Origin of the sequence: Duncaniella muris, from assembly GCF_003024805.1 — a bacterium.
Taxonomy (GTDB): domain Bacteria; phylum Bacteroidota; class Bacteroidia; order Bacteroidales; family Muribaculaceae; genus Duncaniella; species Duncaniella muris.
The window spans coordinates 1-5,296 of the sequence record NZ_PUEC01000058.1; the positions used below are offsets into that span (position 1 = coordinate 1).

At 38.1% G+C, this 5,296-nt stretch carries 5 protein-coding genes; all 5 read right to left on the bottom strand.

The features are described 5' to 3' along the window. Positions 1-101: 101 nt before the first annotated feature. On the bottom strand, positions 102-1,250 hold the full coding sequence (locus C5O23_RS13830; protein WP_107033500.1) for a hypothetical protein: 1,149 nt from the start codon (positions 1,248-1,250) through the stop codon (positions 102-104). Between the two features lie 62 nt (positions 1,251-1,312). Continuing rightward, the gene (locus tag C5O23_RS13835; RefSeq protein WP_107033501.1) at positions 1,313-2,440 is read right to left on the bottom strand and encodes a hypothetical protein; all 1,128 of its coding nucleotides are present in this window, start codon (positions 2,438-2,440) and stop codon (positions 1,313-1,315) included. A 50-nt stretch (positions 2,441-2,490) separates the two neighbouring features. After that, complete coding sequence (locus C5O23_RS13840) at positions 2,491-3,084, bottom strand: hypothetical protein (RefSeq protein ID WP_107033502.1); 594 nt, start codon at positions 3,082-3,084, stop codon at positions 2,491-2,493. Then, positions 3,081-3,947: a His-Xaa-Ser system radical SAM maturase HxsC gene (gene hxsC, locus C5O23_RS13845; RefSeq protein ID WP_107033503.1), complete on the bottom strand. Its 867-nt coding sequence runs from the start codon at positions 3,945-3,947 to the stop codon at positions 3,081-3,083. Before hxsC ends, C5O23_RS13840 begins: the two co-directional genes overlap by 4 nt. Next, a complete protein-coding gene (gene hxsB / locus C5O23_RS13850) occupies positions 3,944-5,149 on the bottom strand; it encodes a His-Xaa-Ser system radical SAM maturase HxsB (protein WP_240597881.1) in 1,206 nt (401 codons plus the stop codon). The genes hxsC and hxsB overlap by 4 nt, the downstream gene beginning before the upstream one ends. Positions 5,150-5,296 lie beyond the last annotated feature (147 nt).

Below are 5,296 nucleotides of genomic sequence, written 5' to 3' on the forward strand. Positions count from 1 at the left end.
CTTCAGAAGGCTGTGCAGGAATTACGAGGAAACGACAGAATCAGCCAACGAAATGCTCATGGTCGCAGCTGTTGTTATTTCTCTCCGAAAACTCACTTCTGTTAACAATCGTTTTTAAACAAGCTCTTAGGGGGAATGATTTCCTTTTTATCATTGTTTAGCATTCCTAAACTATCATTCTTCTTGAACAAATATCCATCTTGTACTTTGGACACCCATTCACACTCATAGATACGCTCCAGTTCATTACCACATCTATCTGAAAACACACAATATGGTAATATATGAATATTTCCGGGATAAGCCAAAGTAAATCCAACATCAGTAATTTCAATTCGGGAATATTGTGTTGGAACAACTTCTTGCCCAGAAAGCGTAATTATGCCATATGCCGGTTTCCCTGATTTATATCCATTCTTAACCAAAAGGAATCCTTCTTTTTGGAATTTAGCATAATATTGACTTAAAGTGTGATGCCTATTTTTAATATTAACCGTTGAATAACAAAGGAATATCTCTGAGTATTCCTTCGATAAGGGCTTATTGTCAAAATTATATAGTCTCCACTTATCTGGAACCATGTTGCCAGTATGGACGGTGGAATTACATGTTGTAGAATCTTTTCTCGAAAGGGGAAATACCTTACCATCTACCATACAAACGAATGCTCTCGCCACATTAACAGGTTCACATCCAGGGTGGATTGGGTGAGATGGAATTACATCCCCAACTTTATCATACTCCCATCTTTTAGCTCCAATTTGTGTATCTTCATCGTAATCTCTGTTAAATGGCCTCAAACTACTTGCTGCTGCATAAAGACCATCCGCTGTAATAACAGAAATACCGACATAAGCTGGAGTTAAACTAACGCCTGCTTGAGTTTCATAGTACCATCCTTGTTGATTATTTCTCAAACACACACCATCAACCAATCTTTCGTCAACAATTATGTGATGTCTTATATCCTCTTGGACAATATGCACAGATGTGATAATAGAATCCGCTACGTTGTCAGAGAATCCAGAGTTAATGAGCTTTAATCTTATTCTATCTGACTCACTATTCTTAAAACGAGACGTAACCAATTGCCACAGGCCAAATTCAAGTGCAGACTTAGTGGCTAATTTTAAAAGAGGAAAATCTGAAAATACACCGAAGTCAGACAGCATATTATAAATCTGTATAGGAGATAATTCATTAGAATTATCTCCATTTAGGATTTTACTAATTGCACCGTGTAGGGTCATGTTGAAGGTATTTTGTAAATGATTTATAATATCAACATCTTACATAATAATCCTATTATTCATCAGACATCAGACATTAATTGTTGCCGATGAGCTTGTTCATTGGCTATATTAATGGATTGTTGTTGACGCTTTTCTAATGTTAAAGTTGGGACATTATTACTTGAGTAACGTAAGACAACTTGGAAGTAATTAGTAGAAGGCAAAGCTTGCTCTATTGTTAGTGTTAGAGTAGTTTTCCCATCATTATAGGTCAAACCTTTTCCTTCATTAGAATTAGCCGACAAAGAAATATCAACCGGATTTATGTGAGTAGGAGTACCGTATTTATTTGTAAGTAATCCATAAAAGAAAGAATATCGTTTATAAAGATATTCGAGCCCATATTTCCCAGCTTTATCTTCTGAATATCTCATTTTTACATCGACTCTATAAACTCTGTGAGTTATTGGGGTAGCAAATAGAACCAGTGACATACAGTCTTGATCTGCGAATTGACCTTCATATTCTTTCCATTCCACCAAGTCATAATCGGACATATCTCCGCCATGTTCTTTATACATACTCACGAGCCCAGCAAATCGACCTTTATATTTGCTTCTAAATCCTTTGGATTTAAGCACATTATTGAAATCATTTACATGTTCTCCTAAATGTAATCCCATAAATTGAATAATATACGATACATTTTGGGGAGAATGACAGGAAGGGGATGGCTCATTTTTAGGTGCTTTATTCTCAATGGGTTCATCCTCGGAAAAAACAATTGATATTCCGGTTGCCTCAGCAATTGAAGATATTACATATTCAGTGATTCTTTCATTAAAGCCATATTCTATCAACGCTTTCTGTCTGACTCTTTCAAGTGAATCACTATCGCATCGAGTTATGAACTCGGAAAATGTATGGTTTACAACAAATTCTCTCAACAATGATTTAGCGGCGCGATTCCCTTCATAATCAGTCAAATCATTTAGAATTGAAATAAGATTGCTGCCAAGGAAACACTCTATCCCATAATTGTTTATGAGAAAAGCAAAGGCCTTAGAGAGCGTCATCTTTTGGGGTGGTATTGAACCAACTATCTCAGCTTTATGGGACATAGAAGATGTATTCTCCTTATTAGAAGAATCTATAACAGAATCACAGTTCTGCTCATCTCGAAATATTGACTTTATCTTATTCCACATTTTTATTTATGAGGCTTATGGAATCTACTATGACTTACACATTTTCACAGCTAATCAATTTCAAGATATGCTGCATATGCAACTGCTCGTTCTGTTTTGTCAGCCATGGCGCCGATATAATTTAATAAGAAGTCTTTAATTTTCTTATCTAAATTTTCGTCGTATCTGAAACGCTCGATTATCCATGTGAGGATATTACCCAATCCATCATCCTGAACTTTTCTTGAACCGATGCTGTTAAAAATTTTTTCCACCTCTTTAAGAGGAAGTTCTAACATTAAATTTGCTATTATGGCTGATGTATATTCTCCCAATCTTGGATTGACTGAAAACAAATATTTGCAAATGGTTTTATTTTGATATACTGCAAGAGAGAATGGCTTATCAGCATAATTCAACAAACATCCGTCAGTAAATATATCACGTACCATACCTTCTAAAAGATCCGATGACTCATAGTTATTCTGATGTGTGATTACCTCATTCTTAGTTATGAGATACTCCCACATGTCCATCATCTTTTCCAAATCTATGATACGCATTGATCGGAAAATCTTGACAATAGCCTCTCTTTTAGAAGGCCACATATCTTTTAAGACCTCAAAGGTATCCACTAATAATTCTTTTTTCGCTCCTTTATTCATTGAGGAAAAATACCGTTAAATGGTTTCTTACTGGTTGCGAATAGACCGCAACATTTTGATTTTAGAGAGCATTGGTCACATTCAGGAAGATATTTGTTCTTCCAGTCGCTAATGCTCTTTTGTGCATAGGGGTGAATTGACCCCGGGATAAGACAAAGAGGTACGTTGTAAACTGCTACTTCCTTTCTCCATTGGGCGAGTGTCAATACAGCCTCTTCCAATTGATAAGCATAGTCAATCGGTTCAATCCATATATTCCGCTCATTGGAAACCGCATGACCGATGTGTTCCATTGCCATGAACGCTGTCCACGCTACAAACGGGAGATTCTTTTGAATGAAATCAGCCATCTGTGGCAAGCGCATGTAATTAAGTTTGTTGATTACAATGCGCAGCTCAATGGCGGCTCCAAATGCGGCAAGATTAAATATTCCTGCCATTGTTTCGTTATACGCCTCTTTTGCTCCTGCTATTATGTCATGGTCTTTATAATAGTCAGAGTGCAGTGGTATCCCGACAAAAAGTTTATCATCTGCAACCTCTACAACTCTACGGGTGTAATCTATGTCCTTGAAATTTCTTCCGTTGGATAAGATATGAATGTCCGAATCCGGCAATGTCTGACGAATATGTTTAATCAAGTCAAGTAACCTATCTCCAAGAAGAGTCGGTTCTCCTCCGGATATACCGACAACCGAAATATCTTTAGGGGCACGATTGATAATGGCAATATTACGCTCAAAGAGTTCATCTATGTCGTCATTATTCAACGGTGGCTGACAACACATGATGCAGTTGTTGTTACACCTCGCTGTGGTGAACAACGTGTTGTCATTGCTATCTATTCTGAAATCACCTCTCATGAAACCCAACTTCTGAAAATAGGCATCACTTCATCGTGACGCTCGATGATTAATGATATTAGATACTCTATAATCGCTTTGTCCTTACGGCATAGAAGGGATGTGGCTCTATTGCCATACATATCGCCTTGCGTAGAATAGTTTCTAACCGGGTCTGCGCCACAATACTGTTTCAATGCGCAGTCCGAGCATCCGGCAAGAGCCTCATTTGCCCATACGTTTGCAATCTCTTTGGCTTTCTTACCAAATACAAGGTCTTCGTATTTGTCGTTAACACTGCCAAGACGGAAGGTGTAATCATTGAACTCAGCAAGCATTCTTGACTCGTCTGAACAATAAACACCGCCATCATAGTTGTAAATAAGGACGGAGTTTATAACTCCTGCCGGAGACTGGAGGTCAACAAAGCCAGTACAATATGGGGTAAGCATCTTTCTCAGAACAATAGCAGCGAACTCTTCAACAAAATATGTCCCCCGTTTATTTAGTTCCAGAATATGCTCAAATGCTTTCTTGTAGAACTCAATGAATCGGTCAGTATAATCACTCCAATTGTCATTATGTGTTGCAAGACCATAAGGGTTTAAGGCACGAAGAAACATGGCATGGAAACCGAGCTTTACATATTCATCAACTATCTCAATGGGATAATTCAGACCTTCAACTGAGGTAGTCATCAATGCTGAAACCTTCCCATATCCCACAGCCTGCCGTCCCTTCTCAATACCGGCAACAACCTTTTCGTAGCTGTCTTTCTTGCCACGGTTAGAGTTATGTAAAAAGGCAGGACCATCTAATGAGGTAGAAATAACTACACCATATTTCTTACAAATATCCAACATTCTATCGGTTAGATGGATGCTGTTTGTACAAAGCACATAGTGTATTTCTTTTCCAACCTCTTTGTTTCTTTCTTCTGCTAACTTAATACCATACTCGATCAAATCGGGAACAAGAGACGGTTCACCCCCTTGAAATTCCATTGTTATAGAGTCTGATGGCGAGCGGAACATAAGCTCGACAGACTTCGCCATAGTCTCTTTACTCATTGTGCATCCATTACTTTCTTCATTCTGACTTGAAGCCTGACAATATACGCAGTTCTGATTGCAGCGAAGTGTCAAAACAAAGATATGAAGTCCTGTCCACGATTCCAAAAACCTTTTTTTCTCCCTCAGACGTTCAGCATATATCTCTGCCAATGGTGGTACTATCTGTTCAGTGGAAAACCCAGGCTCGGATGACCCCTTAGACCAAGGTTGAATTGACCCCTGAAAATATTTTGAATTGACCCCTGAAAACGTTCTGGCCGACGGGGTCAATTTTATTTTGTCTTATCGGCTTTTTAT

Coding starts and splice junctions, on each gene's coding strand:
- hxsC (WP_107033503.1), bottom strand. CDS start 3,947: ATGAGAGGTGATTTCAGAATAGATAGCAATGACAACACGTTGTTCACC.
- C5O23_RS13840 (WP_107033502.1), bottom strand. CDS start 3,084: ATGAATAAAGGAGCGAAAAAAGAATTATTAGTGGATACCTTTGAGGTC.
- C5O23_RS13830 (WP_107033500.1), bottom strand. CDS start 1,250: ATGACCCTACACGGTGCAATTAGTAAAATCCTAAATGGAGATAATTCT.
- C5O23_RS13835 (WP_107033501.1), bottom strand. CDS start 2,440: ATGTGGAATAAGATAAAGTCAATATTTCGAGATGAGCAGAACTGTGAT.